Consider the following 14,831-nt stretch of genomic DNA (forward strand, 5'->3'; position numbering starts at 1 on the left):
TCGGTCCCCGGGACGAACGAGGAGGGACCACAGGATGGGCCGGACAGGAGTTTGGCTGCTCGGGGCACGCGGGTCGGTCGCCACGACCGCGGTCCTGGGCGCGTTCGCGGTACGGGAGGGCGCGGCCGGGCCGACGGGGTGCGTGACGGCGCGCCCGGAGTTCGGCGGCGCGGGGCTCCCCGGGCTCGAGGAGCTGGTCTTCGGCGGGCACGACCCGTCCGACGTCCGCCTGTGCAAGACCGCAGAGCACCTGGCCCGTACGGGGGTCCTGCCCGGGCACCTGCCGGGGGCGTTCGCCGACCGGCTGGATGAGGTCGAGAGTGCGCTGCGGCCCGGGCTGGTGTCCGGGGGCGGTCCGGTCCTGCGGCAGGACGTGCGGCGTCTGGAGGAGGACCTGCGGGGCTTCGCCGAGCGGGAAGGCGTGGAACGCACGGTCGTGATCGACCTGACCAGTACCGAGGCCCGTCCCGAGGCCTGCCCCGAGCACGAGGGCCTCGAGGCGTTGGAGGCCGCCCTCGACTCCGGCGGGGCCCGGATCCCGCCCAGTTCCGCCTACGCCTACGCGGCCCTGCGCGCGGGGTGCGCGTTCGTGGAGTTCACCCCCAACACCGGTCCGCGGCTGCCCGCGCTGCGGGAGTTGGCCGAACGCGAGGGCGTGCCCTGGGCCGGGTGCGACGGCAAGACCGGGGAGACGCTGGTCAAGAGCGCGCTCGCCCCGATGTTCGCCGCGCGGGCGCTACGGGTGCGTTCGTGGTCCTCGGTCAACCTGCTGGGCGGCGGCGACGGGGAGACACTGTCCGACCCCGCCCACGTCGGGAGCAAGACCGAGAGCAAGGGTCTGGGCCTGGAGCACATGCTCGGCCACCCGGTGGAGGGTCCGTTGCACATCGATTTCGTCCCCGATCTGGGGGACGCCAAGACCGCCTGGGACCACGTCTCGTTCGAGGGGTTCCTGGGCACCCGGATGACCCTCCAGTTCACCTGGGCGGGTCACGACTCCGCACTGGCGGCGCCGCTGGTGCTCGACCTGGCCCGCCTGGCCGCGCTCGCCCACGGTCGTGGGACCACCGGACCCGTGCCCGAACTGGGGTTCTTCTTCAAGGACCCGGCCGACAGCGGCGTGCACGGGCTGGTGGAGCAGTGGCAGGCGCTGACGTCCTGGTGTTCCACACCCGAGGAGGGGTCCGATTGAGACTCGACGATCTTGCACGCCTGGTCCGGTTGCCCGCCGCGTCGAGTGTTCCCGGCGACAGCCTGGCGGGCGCGGCCGCGGCCGGGCGCCTGGGCAGGCCCGGGACGTGGGTGCTGCCCGCGGCGTCGGCGTTCCTGTACTGGGCGGGCATGGCCCTGAACGACTACGCCGACCGCGACCTGGACGCGGTGGAGCGCCCCGAACGGCCGATCCCGTCCGGGCGGGTGCGTCCGGGCGAGGCACTGGCGGTGGCGGCGGGTCTGACCGCGGCCGGTGTGGGCACGGCGGCCGCGGGCGGCGGGAAGCACAGCGCAGCGGTGGCCGGTGCGTTGGCGGCGACCGTGTGGGGTTACGACCTGGCGCTGAAGCCGACCCGCCTCGCGCCGCTGGGCATGGCGGTCAACCGGGGTCTGGACGTGCTCATGGGCGCCGGCGACCGGCCGGGTGCCGCGCTGCGCCCGGCGCTGGTGATGGCCGTGCACACGTACGGGGTGACGGCACTGAGCCGCGGTGAGGTGTACGGGACCCGGCCGTCGGTGGCCGCCGGGGCGCTGGCGTGCACGGTGGGCAGCGCAGCGGCGGCGGTCGCGCCGTCCGCGCCCCGGCCGTGCACACGCCGGGATGCGTGGGGCGAGGTCCTGTCGGGTCTGTACGCGGGGGTCTTCGCGACCCGGGTGGGGCGGGCCCAGGCACGCGCGGTCTCGGCGCCGGTGGCGGCCCACGCCGGTGCGGCCACGGGCACGGGGATCCGGGGCATGATCCCGCTCCAGGCGGCGCTGCTGGCGCGTGCGGGTGCGCCGTGCACCGCGACCGCGCTGGCGGTGGGCGCTCCCCTGGCGGTGCGTTCCTCCCGGAAGGTGGCGATCACGTGAGGTTCGGTTACGGCAGCAACGGGTTCTGGGACCACAGGTTGGACGACGCCCTGGCGATCATCGCCGACCTGGGCTACGAGGGGACGGCGCTGACCCTGGACCACCCGCACCTGGACCCGTTCGCCGCGGACGCCGGGGAACGGGTGCGCCGGATCGGGACCCGTCTGGCGGAGCTGGACCTGGCGGTGGTGGTCGAGACCGGGGCCCGGTACCTGATGGACCCGCGCCGCAAGCACGAGCCGACGCTGGTCTCCGACGAGGGGCGCGGGAAGCGGGTGGAGCTGCTGCGCCGCGCGGTGCGGATCGGCCACGACCTGGGCGCCGAGGCGGTCTCGTTCTGGTCGGGGATCCTGCCGGACGGGGTCTCGGGGGCCCAGGGGTGGTCCCGGCTGGTCGCCGGCGTGGAGCAGGTGCTGCCCCTGGCCGACGAGCTGGGCGTGGACTGCGCCTTCGAGCCCGAGCCCGGCATGTTCGCCGAACGCCTCTCCGACGTGCTGGAACTGCGCGAACGCCTGGGCTCCCCGAAACGGTTCCGGGTGACGGTGGACGTGGGCCACGGGGTGTGCAACGAGCCGGACGGGCCCGAGGGCACGGTGCGCCGCGCCGGGGACCTCATCGCCAACGTGCAGCTGGACGACATGCGCCCGGGGGTGCACGAGCACCTGGAGTTCGGTGACGGCGAGATCGACCTGCCCGGGGTGCTGGGCGCCCTGGAGGGCGCCGGCTATCGCGGTCTGGCCGCCGTGGAACTGCCACGCCACGGGCACGCGGCCCCGCTGGTGGCCGAACGGTCGATGCGGGCCCTGAGGGAGGCGCTGGCCGAGGCGCGCCGGCGACGCCCGTCCGCGACCGAGGGGGTGCGAGCGTGAACACCGAGGCCCTGCTCGGCGGGGAGTCCCGGCGCGAGCTGTCCGCGATGGTGGCGCGGGTGCACGAGAGCCCCGACCGCGTCGCGGTGCTCTTCCCCGCGGCCGCACGCCGGGTGGCGCGCGGCGCCGGCCCCTCGGGCGACCCCGACGGGGTTCTCGGCCCGACCCTGGAGGACCTGGTGCGGCTGGAGCTGCTGCGCACCTGCGCGGAGGAGATGGCCCCCGACGCGCTGGCCCGCGAGGTGGCCGACCTGTACCACCACGGGGACTCCGGGGAACGGCGCGCCGTGCTGCGCGGCCTGGCGGTGCTCGACACGGCCGCGGCCCCGGTCGCGCGCGAGCTCATGGCCGACGCGCTGCGCACCAACGACACCCGTCTGATCGCCGCGGCGGCGGGCGGCCCCGCCACCGACCTGCTGGAGGCCCACGCGTGGCGGCAGGCGGTGCTCAAGTGCCTGTTCGTGGGGGTGCCCCTGGCCGGTGTGCGGGGTGTTCCCGAACGTGTGGACGCGGAGTTGGTGCGCATGTGCGCCGACTACGCCGAGGAACGCGAACGTGCAGGCAGGTCCGTACCCGACGACGTCCGTCTGGTCCTGAGGCACTCTCCCCCCGACGAACCCACGGAGGCTTGATGCGCATCTTCGACCCCCACATCCACATGACCTCGCGCACCACCGACGACTACCGGGCGATGTACGAGGCCGGGGTGCGCGCCCTGGTGGAGCCGGCGTTCTGGCTGGGCCAGCCCCGTACCGGGGTGAGCTCCTTCCGCGACTACTTCGACGGCCTCGTGGGTTGGGAACGCTTCCGGTCCGAACGGTTCGGGATCCGCCACCACTGCGCGATCGCCCTCAACCCCAAGGAGGCCAACGACCCGCGCCTGTCAGGGGTGCTGGACCTGCTGCCCCGGTACCTGGCCAAGGACGGGGTGGTCGCGGTCGGCGAGGTCGGGTTCGACTCGTTGACGTCGGAGGAGGAGAAGGTGTTCCGGTACCAGATGGAGCTGGCTCGCGAGTTCGAGCTCCCGGTGCTGGTGCACACACCGCACCGGGACAAGGTGGCGGGCACACGCCGGACCCTGGAACTGGTCGCCGAGTCGGGTATCGACCCGGAGATGGTGCTGGTGGACCACCTCAACGAGGCGACGGTGGAGATGGTGCACACGTCCGGGTGCACGATGGGTTTCTCCATCTACCCGGACACGAAGATGAGCCCGGACCGGATGGTGCGCATCCTCCAGGAGTGGGGCACCGACCGGATGATCGTGAACTCGGCCGCCGACTGGGGCCACAGCGACCCGCTCCTGACCCTGCGCACCGGTGAGGCGATGCGCTCCGCCGGGTTCACCGGGGCCGAAACGGAGCGGGTGCTCTGGGACAACCCGGTGGCCTTCTACGGGCAGAGCGGGCGGTTGGTCCTGGACGAGATCGGGACGGCCGACGTCTCGGCGACCTTCTCGGGCAACTCGATCCTGCGCGGGCAACCGGACGGGGGTGCGCAGTGAGGTTGCGCCACCGCGACGGCACCGTCGTCCACCTGGGTTACTGCACGAACGTGCACCCGGCCGAGGACCTGGAGGGTGTGCTGCGCCAGATCCGGGTGTTCGGGGGCGGGGTGCGCGAACGCCTGGGCGCCGACCGCCTCGGGCTGGGCCTGTGGCTGCCGGCGCCGCTGGCCCGGCAGCTGGCGGCCGATCCCGCGCTGGTCGACCGGCTGCGCGGCGGGCTGGAGGCGGCCGGGCTGGAGACGGTCACCCTCAACGCCTTCCCGTACCGGGGGTTCCAGGACCCGGTGGTCAAGCACCGCGTCTACCACCCGGACTGGACCGAGCGGGCGCGCCTGGACTACACGGTCGACTGCGCACGGGTCCTGGCCCGCCTCATGCCCGAGGACGCGGCGCGCGGGAGTGTGTCCACCCTGCCCCTGGCCTGGCGCGAACCCTGGGACCCGGGCCGCCTGGAGCGGGCCCGGCGCCACCTGACCGAACTCGCCGGGGTACTGGCCGAGCTCGCCGACCGGGGGACCCCGGTGCGTGTGGGGCTGGAACCGGAACCGGGGTGTGTGATCGAGACCAGCCGGGACGCGGCCCGCCTGCTGTTCGGTCTGCCCCCTCAGATCGGTGTGTGCCTGGACACCTGCCACACCGCGACCGGGTTCGAGGAGGCCGGGACGGCGCTGGGTCGGCTGGCCGACGCAGGGCTCCCGGTGGTCAAGACCCAGGCCTCGGCCGCCGTGGAGGTGCCCGACCCGCGCGACCCGGCGGCGCGGGAGGCCCTGTCCGACTTCGCCGAGGACCGGTTCCTGCACCAGACCCGCGAGCTGGAGGGGGCGCGGGCACGTGGGCGCGACGACCTGCCCGAGGCGATGTCGGGGCCCTACCCCCTGCCGGGGCGGGGCCCCTGGCGCACCCATTTCCACGTGCCCCTGCACGCCGAGGCCCGGCCGCCGCTGCGGATCACGCGGGACCACCTCACCGACGTGCTCGGGCATCTGTTCGGGGGCGAGCGGGCGCTGACCGACCACGTGGAGGTGGAGACCTACACCTGGTCGGTGCTGCCGGAGGACCGCCGCCCCGCCGGCGAGGGCGCTCTCGTGGCCGGGATCGCCGCCGAGGTCGCCTGGGCCCGCGACCGTCTCACCGAGCTCGGTCTGGAGCCGGTGTGAACACCTCCGCCGACGGAAGGGATGCCATGTCCTCACCCGAACCCCGCCTGCTCGTGGTCGACGCGGTCGGGCTCACGCCCCGGCTCCTGCGGTACGCGCCCCGGCTGCGCGCCCTGGCCGAACGGGGGTGGCAAGCGCCGTTGGACACGGTGCTGCCCGCCGTGACCTGCACCGTGCAGTCGACCTTCCTCACCGGCCGTACCCCCGCCGGGCACGGCGCCGTCGCCAACGGGTGGTACTTCCGCGACCTGGGCGAGGTGCACCTGTGGCGCCAGCACAACCGGCTCGTGCAGGGCGAGAAGGTGTGGGAGACCGCGCGCCGCCACCGCCCGGGGCTGAAGGTGGCCAACGTGTGCTGGTGGTACGCGATGGGCGCCACCACCGACTGGACCGTCACGCCGCGGCCGATCTACCACGCGGACGGGCGCAAGTCCCCCGACTGCTACACCCGCCCGCCCGAACTGCACGACGAGCTCACCGGGGAACTGGAGCCCTTCCCGCTGTTCAACTACTGGGGGCCGACCGCCTCGCTGGCCTCCTCCGAATGGATCGTCGCGGCCACCCGCAGGCTCATGCCCCGGGCCGACCTGACGCTGTGTTACCTCCCGCACCTGGACTACGACCTGCAACGCCACGGCCCGGACTCACCGCAGGCCCGGCGGGCCGCACGGGACTTGGACTCCGCGTTGGCGCCGCTGCTGGACGACGCCGAGGCCGCCGGGGTCCGGGTCGTGGTGCTCAGCGAGTACGGCATCACCCCGGCCACGACCCCGGTCGACGTCAACCGGGTGCTGCGCCGGGCCGGATTGTTGGAGGTCTACACCCAGGACGGCATGGAGTACTTGGATCCGTGGGCCTCGCGCGCCTTCGCCGTGGCCGACCACCAGTGCGCCCACGTGTACGTGCGCGAGGAGGCGGACGTGCCCGCGGTCGCCGGGCTCCTGGACCGGGTCGAGGGCGTGGACCTGGTTCTGGACGAGAAGGGGCAGGCCGAGCAGGGTCTGGACCACGAGCGTTCCGGTGAGCTGGTGCTGGTGGCCGAGCCGGGCGCGTGGTTCACCTACTACTACTGGCTCGACGACACACGCGCCCCCGACTTCGCCCGCGGGGTCGACATCCACCGCAAGCCCGGGTTCGACCCGGCCGAACTCTTCCTCGACCCGAAGGACCCCCTGGTCAAGGCCCGGGCCGCCGCGAACCTGGCCCGCAAGAAGGCCGGGCTGCGCTACGCCATGAACGTCGTCCCGCTGGACCCGGCGCCGGTGCGGGGCACGCACGGGCGCCGCACCGAGGACCCCGACGACGGTCCCCTCCTGATCTGCACCGAACCCGGGTCCGCCCGGGACCGCGTCGCCGCCACCGAGGTGCGCGACCTCCTGCTCGGCCTCGTCGGGGTGCCGGACCCGGCGAGGCCGACCCCCACCTGAGCCGGCACCGGCCGCCCCGAACCCCCATCGAATCCGGAGGTCACGATGACCCGACCTGTCACCCTGTTCACCGGCCAGTGGGCCGACCTACCGTTCGAGGAGGTGTGCTCGCTGGCCTCCGCGTGGGGCTACGACGGGCTGGAGATCGCCTGTTGGGGCGACCACCTCGACGTCACGCGGGCGGCCGAGGAGGAGGCCTACGTCCGCGACCGGCTCGACATCCTCGAAAAGCACGGCCTGGGCGTGTGGGCGATCTCCAACCACCTGCTGGGCCAGGCGGTGTGCGACGACCCGATCGACCACCGCCACCAGGACATCCTGCCCTCCCGCGTGTGGGGCGACGGCGACCCCGAGGGTGTGCGCCGGCGCGCCGCCGAGGAGATGCGCACGACGGCGCGGGCGGCCGCGAAACTGGGCGTGGACACCGTCGTCGGCTTCTCCGGGTCGGCCAACTGGAAGTACGTGGCGATGTTCCCGCCGGTGAGCCCCGACGTGATCGAGGCGGGCTACCGGGACTTCGCCGACCGTTGGAACCCGATCCTGGACGTGTTCGAGGAGGTGGGGGTGCGGTTCGCCCTGGAGGTGCACCCCTCCGAGATCGCCTACGACTACTGGTCGACGCAGTTGGCGCTGGAGGCGGTCGGCCACCGCCCCTCGTTCGGGCTCAACTGGGACCCCAGCCACATGGTGTGGCAGGACGTGGACCCGGTCGGGTTCCTGTACGACTTCCGGGACCGCATCTACCACGTGGACTGCAAGGACGCCCGCAAACGGGTCGGCAACGGCCGCAACGGGCGCCTGGGCTCGCACCTGCCGTGGGGCGATCCCCGCCGGGGATGGGACTTCGTCTCGACCGGGCGCGGGGACGTGCCGTGGGAGGCGTGCTTCCGGGTGCTGAACTCGATCGGCTACGAGGGGCCGATCTCGGTGGAGTGGGAGGACGCCGGGATGGACCGGCTGACGGGGGCGGCCGAGGCCGTGCAGTTCGTGCGCGCCAACGCCTTCGACCCGCCCGAGAGCTCCTTCGACGCCGCCTTCTCCTCCGACTGAGCCGGTGGGCCGCCGGGGACCGCCCCGGCGGCCCCCGCGCCCTCAGATCATGGGTGCTATGACCACGCGGTACTGCTGACCGTCCGGGGCGACCACGTCCTGGCGGAAGTCGTTGATCCGGTTGACGGAACTCTGCACGTCCTCGGAGAACGTGTCGGCTCCCGCGCCGGGCAGATGTCCGCGCATAGCACGGACCGCTTCCTCCACGGAGAGCGCGCTCTCGCGCCGGACCGGGATGATGCGCGGGCCCTCCACGCGGCTGATGGCGATCCGGAACATCCCGGTCTCCCTGCGGTGTTGGGGGTCGTCACCGACATTCTGCCTCACCGGTCCCGGCTCTACGGTCGATGTGGTTCGGACAGCGTGCACGGGCCTCACCCGCCTCCTACCAGACGGGCACCACCCGGCAGGGGGCGACGCTCCCCCCATCCGTGGCCAGAAAACGGGCTTCAGACGGCCCCCGTCGGGGATTCGCCGCACGGGTCGCACAACGGTCCGGGCCACCTGCTGACCGGTGGCCCGGGAGCACCTTCACCCCGGGCCACAGTTGTTGATCGCTACCTATCGCATGCCGGCCATGGCGCCGCGCCGGTGCCAGGAACCCTGCGGCTTGGGCCTCGGGCGCAGGCGCACGGCACCGCTCCGCCGCGCCCGGGCCAAATGGGCGAAGGTGGTCTCCGTCGGCCTGCTGCTCTGCTCCAGCCGCTCGATCTTGACTTCCAGTTCCTGGGCGCTGTCACCGCTCAGCAGCACCATCTGTTTGGTGTGCGCCGCCCAGTACTGTCCGGTCGCACTGCCGTGCCACACCGTCCATCCCCGTCGCCGGTACACGGCCTGCAGACGGTCCAGTGGTCGGTCCGGGATCACTCCCGGGTCCTTCCGTGTCGTCGCGCTCATGCCTGGCCACCCCCCAGGGTCTTCAGCACTTTCCGGAGTTCCTCGGCGCAGCCCCGCTCGATCAGTTCGGGCCGGCCGTCGCCCCCGTTCTCGGTCCTGGTCGCCACGAAGCTGGGCAGGCCCCGCTCGTTGTGCAGCTCGCAGATCAGGAAGTCGGGAAACTCATCGCGCAGCCGCAGGACGGTCGCGCTGGGCCTGAGGTGGTAGCCGCCCATGGTGATCACCACCCCTTCCTCTGGAGCGGAACCACCGGTGCGACGGGCTGCGGGGCGTCCCAGCGCAGCTCGAAGAACATCCCCGGTCCCAGGGTCGATCGACAGCGCCCCCAGCAGTCGGCGAGCGCGTTCACGAGGACCAGGCCGTGGCCGCTCTCGGCCATGGTGTCGGGGGTGACGGTTCGCAGGACCGGACGCCTGCCGTGGGCGTCGCGGACCTCGACGCGCACACGGCCGTGGAAGAGGTGCGCTCGCACGTAGAAGTCACCGGGAACGGCAGTCCGGTTCGGGGCGTGCTTGACGTTGTTGCTCGCCAGCTCCGAGAGCAGCAGGAGCGCGGTGTCGGTGGCCTCACCTGGCACTCCCTCCGCACGCAGGACGCGGTCGAGCCAGTTCCGCGCTTCCTTGACGCTTTCCGGGCGGCCGATGAACCGGGGAGAGCAGCGGCGCAGCGGCAGTCGCCGACTCGGTCCCGGGACGGAAACGGTACGTTTGACCATGAGTCCTCACCTGTCTGTGTCAGGTTGTGGGCTAAGGCCCTGTCCAGGTGTGTCCGCACCTGGACAGGGCCGTTTTGCGTTCGGACCGATCCAGCGAACCCAATGCATTGCATTAGTTCGTGCATAAGTCGCTGACTCATGTCTACTACACTCTGTTACTGAACACCAGTGGTTCCGTAAAACTGAGCAACCCACTGCCCAGAGGAGATGCGTATGGCGCAGCGGCGCAAGAAGACTGTTCGTGGACGGCGCCTGTCCATGGAGCTGAAGCGATTGCGTGAGGCCGCTGGGCTCTCAGGTGACCAGGTCGCTTCGCGTTTGCAGTGGTCACAGTCCAAGGTCAGCCGCGTCGAGACCGGCCGAATCGCTGTGGGCAGCAAGGACTTGCGTACGCTGCTGGACCTCTACGGACTGCCCGAAGACCAGCAGGACAAGTACTTCGAGCTGGGCAGAGGGGCGAAAGTCAAGGGTTGGTGGGAGGCTTACGCGGACGCGATCCCGCGTGACTACGTCGACTACATCGAGTTGGAGAGCGCTGCGTCTTCGCTTCTCATCTACTCACCGCAGATCGTCAACGGCATCTTGCAAACCGAGGATTACGCACAGTGTTTGGTCCAGTCAGCTCTCTTGATCTCTCCCCCGGGAGAGGTCACACGCCGCGTGAAGGTCCGCATGGAGCGCCAAGAGCGGCTGGACGCGGATCTGTCCCGGGCTCTGACCATCGTGCTTGACGAGGCTGTCCTTCGACGTCAGGTCGGGGGCCCTGCTGTGATGAGGGCTCAGCTTCGTCACCTGCTGGTGTGCTCGGAGAAGGAGAATGTCATCCTCAGGGTGCTACCGAACGAGGTGGGAGAGCATCCGGCCACAGCCGGCGAGTTCACCATCCTGCAGTTCCCCGACGACTGTGACGCTGACGTGGTCCACGTAGAAGCGATGACCAGTAGCCTCTACATCGAAGAAGAAGCGGAAGTGTTCCGGTACGGACTCGCCTTCAACAAGCTCTGTTCGATCGCGCTTGACCCTGAAGCCTCGAATCAGTTCATCAGACGGGTGTTGGAGGAGAACGAGTCAGCGGGGCCATGAAAGGAGACGGGGCATGACTGCCTCACAGGCACCTCGTTCGGACTGGCACAAGTCCAGCTACAGCGGCAACGGGCCCTCCTGCGTCGAGGTCGCCGAGACCTCTCGCCAGGTCCATGTCCGCGACACCCAGAACCGATCCCTGGGCCACCTCACCTTTCCCAGCTCCGACTGGGGATCCCTCCTCGCTTCCCTCCGCGAGGGCCACGGGGCGAGCTGAGGTCTCTCCCCACCACAAGAGACCCAGACGCTCCACCACACAAAGAGTTCAGCCCTCAGTGCAGGTGCACGGTGCAGGTTCTCCCCTCCCCCACAGGTGACAGGTTTGCTCAGCCACAGCCCTCGCGCGGTGCGTCGCCCCTTGGGCCGAAGGCCCCCTTGCGCGTTCCGCGCGGTGGTCTCCCGAGCCCTCCTTATGCGGTCTCTGGACGCCCGGAGCCCCTCGACCACTCATGCACGGGGGACGCGTGAGCCCGCGCCTTGTCCTTGAGCTCAACCGGGGGAAGGCCCCTCCCCGAAGGAGTGGGAGAAGGCAGGCGCAGAGCCGCACGCCAGGGGGGGTGGACCCCGGCCACAGACAAAGCCCGGCCCCAGGAACGGGGGCACGGGGCCACTGGCGGGGACCACGAACAGGCCCTGAAAAGAAGAGAAGGGGAAGAGCCCGAAGAGAAGAGAGTTCGGAGGCAGGGAGGCCTGGCACCGTGCACCTGCTCTGAGGGCTGAGCCCCTCACATGGTTGAGCGTCTGTGTTTCTTGTGGCTGGGGAGACCCAGCACCGTGCAACCGCCCCCAGGGCGGGCCCCGGCCGGGGCCCGCTCTGGGGGCGGCTCGCGTTCCGGGTCGGCCGCTCAGATCTCCAGACCCGCCTCGATGGCCTTGAGGCGGTGGCGGGCCAGGGCGAGGTTGCCGCGGTTGCGGTCCAGCGCCAGGTAGAGGAAGAGGCCCTGGCCCTTTTGGCTGGTGAGGGGCCGGATGACGTGGTACTGGCCCGAGAGGGTGATGAGGATGTCCTCGATCGCGTCGTTGAGGCCCAGCTGGTCCATGGTGCGCATCTTGGCGCGCACGACCTCGGTGTTGCCCGCGGCCGCGACCTCGAGGTCGAGGGTCTTGGTGGAGCTCAGGGTGCCCAGCGCCATGCCGCTGCTGTAGTCGACCACGGCGGCGCCGATGGCCCCCTCGATCTCCATCATGTCCTTGAGGCCGGTCTCGATGTTGGCCATGTCGTCTCTCCTCCGAATGGGATGTGTGGTGGTCTCGTTCCGGCGTCGCATCCAACGGCGCAGTCCGAGGAGCGGCCGGGGCCGGTGGGGCTGTGCGCTCACGCGGCGGCCCTCTCTGCCTTCGGCTCCGGGACGGCGAGCGTGCGCAGCCCTGCCAGGACCCGTTCGAGGACGCCACGGTCCACCCCGGCGGCGACGCGGGGCCGGCGCCGGGGCGTTTCGTCGTGCTCGTCCCGCCGGGGCAGATCGGGAGGTCGTGGCCGGGGCGGCTGCTCGGTGCGGGCGAGTCCGCGCAGTCGGCGCAGGGCCAGGGCGAGGTTGCCCCGCCGGCGGTCCATACGTACGCGCAGGCACAGGTCGGATCGGTGCAGCGGTGCGAACAGCAGGTGGTGGTCGTGGTCGGTGACGACGAGGTCCTCGACCGTGCCGACGTGGCGCAGCGGCCCTTCGGTGACGGCGGCGAGGAGTTCCACGGCGTCGGCCGTGCGGTCGGCTTCCCCGACGGTGGTCAGGGTGTGCCCCGTGCTCTGCTCAACGAGGCAGACACTGCGCACCCCCGGTGTCCGGAGCAGCTCCCGCATCTCCTGGTCGATGGCGAGCACAGCGGTCCTTCGTGAACTGGGGCCGTGCCCGTGCACGGCCCGTGGTCTCGTTTTCCGTTCCTTTCACGGACAAGATCGAGACTAGGAGGAGAATCGGGCATCCGCAGGCTTTTTCCGAACAAGACTACGTATTTCCAGCTCAGTCCGGACAAAGAAAAATTCCACCGAAAGAAACCCCCTGCAACGCACCCCTTATACATACAGAAAGGGCGATCATCCACCTTCACGGATGATCGCCCACGCGCTACCTTCAGGGGGCGTTCGTTCTCCTCTGCTGCGGAATGCCCGTTTCGGGACCGGGTCGATTCTCCGGCAGGTCTCCCAGCCATTCCACACGGGAACGCTTGAGGTTGTAATGGGCCGGTTCGATCCGCAGCTCACCGCTGTGCACACGCTCGCGCAGCCCGGGTTCGTGCCGGAGCTGGTCGGCCACGTACACGGTGTTGGCCCGCACGCACGCGTCGAGGAAGTCGCCGGGATCGTCGTCGGGCACGCCCTCGATCGCGTCGAGGATCCCCTCCACGAGGAAGCCGGTGTGCCCCTCGGGGACACGTCCGGTACGGCGCGCGGTCACGGCCTCGCCCACGGCGGCGCAGTGGGAGTGGCCCAGCACCACGAGCAGCGGGGTGGCCAGTTCGCGCGCCCCGTGCACGAGGCTGCCCGCCACCGAGGAGTCCGGGACCTGACCGGAGGCGCGCACGGTGTAGAGGTCGCCCAGACCCCGGTCGAAGAGCATCTCCGGCGGCACGCGCGAGTCGGCGCACCCCAGGACCGTGGCCATGGGGTTCTCCGATTCGGCCTCCCACAGCGCGCGGCGCCGCCCGGAACCCTGGTTCGGCCGACTGGGCGCGAACGTGCGCCATCGGGTGTTGCCCTCGTCCAACAGGACCCGGACGCGGTCGGCCGTGTGTCCCGTGGTGAGCGCCGCCCGCTCGGGTGCGGCCCTCTGAGCGATCGCCATACTGCCTCCGTTGAACTCGGGCACCGGCGGCCGGCGTCCGCACCACCGACGATGCGACCGAAGTTACGCCCGGCCACGGCTGTGGACAATCCAGAGCGGGCAATACTTGGACCAAACATGTCTTGCGTTGCCCGAGGTCGCGGGGGTGGTAGATTACCGACCGACCGTTCGTTCGGTTCATGGGCGGGCTGGCCCCGAACGCGGGGTGCGCTGGTGGCCGGGATCGGAACACCCGGCACCACTCTCACGAAGGAGAGGTAGATTCGATGCCTGTGGCTCGTACATCTACTCCCGAAACACGAACCGGAAAGCGCCGGTCAGGACGCCCTGGGCACGACGCCGACTCCGTCCTGCGCGTCGCGGCCCGCGTGTTCAACGAACGCGGCTACGACGGCACGAGCATGGAGGATCTGGCCCGTGCCCTCGGGGTGACCAAGTCGGCCATCTACCATCACGTCTCCGGCAAGACCGAGCTGCTGAGCCAGTCCTTGGACCTGGCCCTGGACGCACTTTTCGCCGTCACCCGTGAGGAATCCGCCACTCGGGGCAGCGCCGCGCAGCGCCTCGACCACGTCCTGCGCGGGAGCGTGCGCGTCCTGGTGGAGGAGTTGCCGCATGTGACCCTGCTGTTGCGGGTGCGCGGCAACACCGCGGTGGAGAAGCGCGCCCTGGAGCGCCGGCGGGAGTTCGACCACCGCGTCGCCGACCTCGTCCGCGAAGGCATCGTGGACGGCGACATCCGCAGCGACATCGACCCCGCGGTCGCTTCCCGACTGTTGTTCGGCATGGTCAACTCGATCGTGGAGTGGTACAAGCCGGACCGGGGGCTCGCGGCCGAGGAGGTCGCCGACTCCCTCAGCACGATCGCCTTCAAGGGCATGCGCGCCTGAGCACCGTCGCCCACCCGGGCGGTGCACACGGGGCGGAGGAACACGCGTTCCTCCGCCCCTTCCTTTTGGCCGGTTCCTGACAGACGCGCTTTTTCGGCCACCGAACCTCTGGTCACATGAGGATCGAAGAACGTCCCTAACCTGACATTACGGACAAAAACATCTATCATTTATGTTCGTATGCGGATGTGAAACTTGTTATCGGATGTGAATAACGTGCTTGACCTCCTCGTCCAGGAGTGGCCCGTACCCGGCCTCGCCTACCTCGTGTCGGTGATCGGCGCCTACCTGGGCCTGTCCTTCGCCGCCCGAGCCCGTGATGCGACAGGCTTCTTCCGCTGGCAATGGCTGGGGCTGGCCGCTCTCACCCTGGGCGGCGTGGCCGTGTGGTC

Annotated in this window: 18 protein-coding genes; 11 read left to right on the plus strand and 7 right to left on the minus strand. The window is 70.8% G+C overall.

The window, feature by feature from the left end:
* The first annotated feature begins 34 nt into the window (after window positions 1-34).
* Genes D473_RS0119250 through D473_RS0119285 form a run of 8 tightly spaced genes read left to right on the plus strand, consistent with a single transcriptional unit; the run spans window position 35 to window position 8,074 of the window.
* Entirely contained in the window at window positions 35-1,192 is a 1,158-nt protein-coding gene (locus tag D473_RS0119250; protein WP_017610684.1) for an inositol-3-phosphate synthase, read from the plus strand.
* Complete coding sequence (locus D473_RS0119255; RefSeq protein WP_017610685.1) at window positions 1,189-2,064, plus strand: SCO3242 family prenyltransferase; 876 nt, start codon at window positions 1,189-1,191, stop codon at window positions 2,062-2,064. Before D473_RS0119250 ends, D473_RS0119255 begins: the two co-directional genes overlap by 4 nt.
* Complete coding sequence (locus tag D473_RS25095) at window positions 2,061-2,933, plus strand: sugar phosphate isomerase/epimerase family protein (protein ID WP_033353637.1); 873 nt, start codon at window positions 2,061-2,063, stop codon at window positions 2,931-2,933. The genes D473_RS0119255 and D473_RS25095 overlap by 4 nt, the downstream gene beginning before the upstream one ends.
* A complete protein-coding gene (locus D473_RS0119265; protein WP_026127112.1) occupies window positions 2,930-3,565 on the plus strand; it encodes an EboA domain-containing protein in 636 nt (211 codons plus the stop codon). Before D473_RS25095 ends, D473_RS0119265 begins: the two co-directional genes overlap by 4 nt.
* Complete coding sequence (locus D473_RS0119270) at window positions 3,565-4,437, plus strand: TatD family hydrolase (protein ID WP_017610686.1); 873 nt, start codon at window positions 3,565-3,567, stop codon at window positions 4,435-4,437. Before D473_RS0119265 ends, D473_RS0119270 begins: the two co-directional genes overlap by 1 nt.
* On the plus strand, window positions 4,434-5,597 hold the full coding sequence (gene eboE, locus D473_RS0119275; RefSeq protein ID WP_017610687.1) for a metabolite traffic protein EboE: 1,164 nt from the start codon (window positions 4,434-4,436) through the stop codon (window positions 5,595-5,597). Before D473_RS0119270 ends, eboE begins: the two co-directional genes overlap by 4 nt.
* Before the next feature lie 26 nt (window positions 5,598-5,623).
* Window positions 5,624-7,024 carry an alkaline phosphatase family protein gene (locus D473_RS0119280; RefSeq protein WP_017610688.1) on the plus strand — a complete coding sequence of 467 codons (1,401 nt, stop codon included), beginning with the start codon at window positions 5,624-5,626 and terminating at the stop codon, window positions 7,022-7,024.
* A gap of 45 nt (window positions 7,025-7,069) precedes the next feature.
* Entirely contained in the window at window positions 7,070-8,074 is a 1,005-nt protein-coding gene (locus D473_RS0119285; RefSeq protein ID WP_017610689.1) for a sugar phosphate isomerase/epimerase family protein, read from the plus strand.
* 42 nt (window positions 8,075-8,116) lie between these two features.
* Here D473_RS0119285 and D473_RS0119290 read toward each other — a convergent pair whose 3' ends face one another.
* From D473_RS0119290 to D473_RS0119305, 4 genes are all read right to left on the minus strand, one after another.
* Window positions 8,117-8,353 (minus strand): hypothetical protein, encoded by a 237-nt coding sequence (locus D473_RS0119290; RefSeq protein ID WP_017610690.1) that lies wholly within the window; start codon window positions 8,351-8,353, stop codon window positions 8,117-8,119.
* 282 nt (window positions 8,354-8,635) lie between these two features.
* On the minus strand, window positions 8,636-8,971 hold the full coding sequence (locus D473_RS0119295; RefSeq protein ID WP_033353640.1) for a hypothetical protein: 336 nt from the start codon (window positions 8,969-8,971) through the stop codon (window positions 8,636-8,638).
* Window positions 8,968-9,195, minus strand: a complete 228-nt coding sequence (locus tag D473_RS0119300; protein WP_017610692.1) for a hypothetical protein — start codon at window positions 9,193-9,195, stop codon at window positions 8,968-8,970. The genes D473_RS0119295 and D473_RS0119300 overlap by 4 nt, the downstream gene beginning before the upstream one ends.
* A complete protein-coding gene (locus tag D473_RS0119305; RefSeq protein WP_017610693.1) occupies window positions 9,192-9,686 on the minus strand; it encodes an ATP-binding protein in 495 nt (164 codons plus the stop codon). The genes D473_RS0119300 and D473_RS0119305 overlap by 4 nt, the downstream gene beginning before the upstream one ends.
* 258 nt (window positions 9,687-9,944) lie before the next feature.
* On the opposite strand from D473_RS0119305, the gene D473_RS0119310 reads away from it, so the two are divergent.
* On the plus strand, window positions 9,945-10,769 hold the full coding sequence (locus D473_RS0119310; RefSeq protein WP_017610694.1) for a helix-turn-helix domain-containing protein: 825 nt from the start codon (window positions 9,945-9,947) through the stop codon (window positions 10,767-10,769).
* A gap of 13 nt (window positions 10,770-10,782) precedes the next feature.
* Window positions 10,783-10,986 carry a DUF397 domain-containing protein gene (locus D473_RS0119315; RefSeq protein WP_017610695.1) on the plus strand — a complete coding sequence of 68 codons (204 nt, stop codon included), beginning with the start codon at window positions 10,783-10,785 and terminating at the stop codon, window positions 10,984-10,986.
* Window positions 10,987-11,614: 628 nt separating this feature from the next.
* Here D473_RS0119315 and D473_RS0119320 read toward each other — a convergent pair.
* The 3 genes from D473_RS0119320 to D473_RS0119330 all read right to left on the minus strand — a co-directional run bounded on the left by D473_RS0119320 (window position 11,615) and on the right by D473_RS0119330 (window position 13,549).
* Window positions 11,615-11,986: a hypothetical protein gene (locus D473_RS0119320; protein WP_017610696.1), complete on the minus strand. Its 372-nt coding sequence runs from the start codon at window positions 11,984-11,986 to the stop codon at window positions 11,615-11,617.
* A 98-nt stretch (window positions 11,987-12,084) separates the two neighbouring features.
* Window positions 12,085-12,588 carry a hypothetical protein gene (locus D473_RS0119325; protein WP_017610697.1) on the minus strand — a complete coding sequence of 168 codons (504 nt, stop codon included), beginning with the start codon at window positions 12,586-12,588 and terminating at the stop codon, window positions 12,085-12,087.
* A 250-nt stretch (window positions 12,589-12,838) separates the two neighbouring features.
* Window positions 12,839-13,549, minus strand: a complete 711-nt coding sequence (locus D473_RS0119330; protein ID WP_033353642.1) for a carbonic anhydrase — start codon at window positions 13,547-13,549, stop codon at window positions 12,839-12,841.
* Window positions 13,550-13,815: 266 nt separating this feature from the next.
* Here D473_RS0119330 and D473_RS0119335 point away from each other — a divergent pair, with 266 nt between their 5' ends.
* Entirely contained in the window at window positions 13,816-14,439 is a 624-nt protein-coding gene (locus D473_RS0119335) for a TetR/AcrR family transcriptional regulator (RefSeq protein ID WP_161626429.1), read from the plus strand.
* Window positions 14,440-14,831 lie beyond the last annotated feature (392 nt).

The organism is Nocardiopsis xinjiangensis YIM 90004, assembly GCF_000341145.1.
In the GTDB taxonomy this organism is placed as follows: domain Bacteria; phylum Actinomycetota; class Actinomycetes; order Streptosporangiales; family Streptosporangiaceae; genus Nocardiopsis; species Nocardiopsis xinjiangensis.

Bases quoted from the DNA above. Each gene is read 5' to 3' on its own strand.
- D473_RS0119250 (WP_017610684.1), top strand. From the start codon at position 35: ATGGGCCGGACAGGAGTTTGGCTGCTCGGGGCACGCGGGTCGGTCGCC.
- D473_RS0119270 (WP_017610686.1), top strand. From the start codon at position 3,565: ATGCGCATCTTCGACCCCCACATCCACATGACCTCGCGCACCACCGAC.
- D473_RS0119280 (WP_017610688.1), top strand. From the start codon at position 5,624: ATGTCCTCACCCGAACCCCGCCTGCTCGTGGTCGACGCGGTCGGGCTC.
- D473_RS0119285 (WP_017610689.1), top strand. From the start codon at position 7,070: ATGACCCGACCTGTCACCCTGTTCACCGGCCAGTGGGCCGACCTACCG.
- D473_RS0119290 (WP_017610690.1), bottom strand. From the start codon at position 8,353: ATGTTCCGGATCGCCATCAGCCGCGTGGAGGGCCCGCGCATCATCCCG.
- D473_RS0119295 (WP_033353640.1), bottom strand. From the start codon at position 8,971: ATGAGCGCGACGACACGGAAGGACCCGGGAGTGATCCCGGACCGACCA.
- D473_RS0119305 (WP_017610693.1), bottom strand. From the start codon at position 9,686: ATGGTCAAACGTACCGTTTCCGTCCCGGGACCGAGTCGGCGACTGCCG.
- D473_RS0119310 (WP_017610694.1), top strand. From the start codon at position 9,945: ATGGAGCTGAAGCGATTGCGTGAGGCCGCTGGGCTCTCAGGTGACCAG.
- D473_RS0119315 (WP_017610695.1), top strand. From the start codon at position 10,783: ATGACTGCCTCACAGGCACCTCGTTCGGACTGGCACAAGTCCAGCTAC.
- D473_RS0119320 (WP_017610696.1), bottom strand. From the start codon at position 11,986: ATGGCCAACATCGAGACCGGCCTCAAGGACATGATGGAGATCGAGGGG.
- D473_RS0119330 (WP_033353642.1), bottom strand. From the start codon at position 13,549: ATGGCGATCGCTCAGAGGGCCGCACCCGAGCGGGCGGCGCTCACCACG.
- D473_RS0119335 (WP_161626429.1), top strand. From the start codon at position 13,816: ATGCCTGTGGCTCGTACATCTACTCCCGAAACACGAACCGGAAAGCGC.